This is a genomic window from Mesorhizobium sp. M7A.F.Ca.CA.004.06.1.1 (genome assembly GCF_003999135.1).
Lineage (GTDB): Bacteria > Pseudomonadota > Alphaproteobacteria > Rhizobiales > Rhizobiaceae > Mesorhizobium.
The window spans coordinates 1-419 of record NZ_RZPQ01001475.1; the positions used below are offsets into that span (position 1 = coordinate 1).

The following is a 419-nucleotide window of genomic DNA, read 5'->3' on the forward strand; positions in this document are numbered from 1 at the left end:
GAGTAGGGGAGTAGGGGAGTAGGGGAGTAGGGACGGATGACCGAAAAAACAGGGTCCTACAAGGACTTGCTTGTTTGGGAGCAGGCGATGGATCTTGCGGTGGCGGTCTACGGTGCTACTAAATCCTGGCCCAAAGAAGAGCTTTATGGGCTGACCAGCCAAGTGCGGCGCTCTGCAACGTCGGTGCCGGCAAACATAGCCGAGGGGTATGGCAGGGAAATTCGAGGCTCCTATTTGCAATTTCTCCGTATTGCCCAAGGATCATTGAAGGAACTGGAAACTCAGCTTCTGATTGCTGAACGTATTGGCATCGCGCCGAAAGCGACGTCCGGCCCATTGTTGGCGAGTACCGAAAGTGTGGGAAAGCTTCTTCGGCTTCTCATCCGTAAACTTGCAGCCGAATAGCCTCCCTATTCCCC

General features: G+C 54.4%; 1 protein-coding gene. It reads left to right on the forward strand.

What is annotated here, in order from left to right; translation table 11 throughout:
• Positions 1 to 36 precede the first annotated feature (36 nt).
• A complete protein-coding gene (locus EN906_RS37005) occupies positions 37 to 405 on the forward strand; it encodes a four helix bundle protein (protein WP_013530241.1) in 369 nt (122 codons plus the stop codon).
• Positions 406 to 419 lie beyond the last annotated feature (14 nt).

Bases quoted from the DNA above. Each gene is read 5' to 3' on its own strand.
- EN906_RS37005 (WP_013530241.1), top strand. From the start codon at position 37: ATGACCGAAAAAACAGGGTCCTACAAGGACTTGCTTGTTTGGGAGCAG.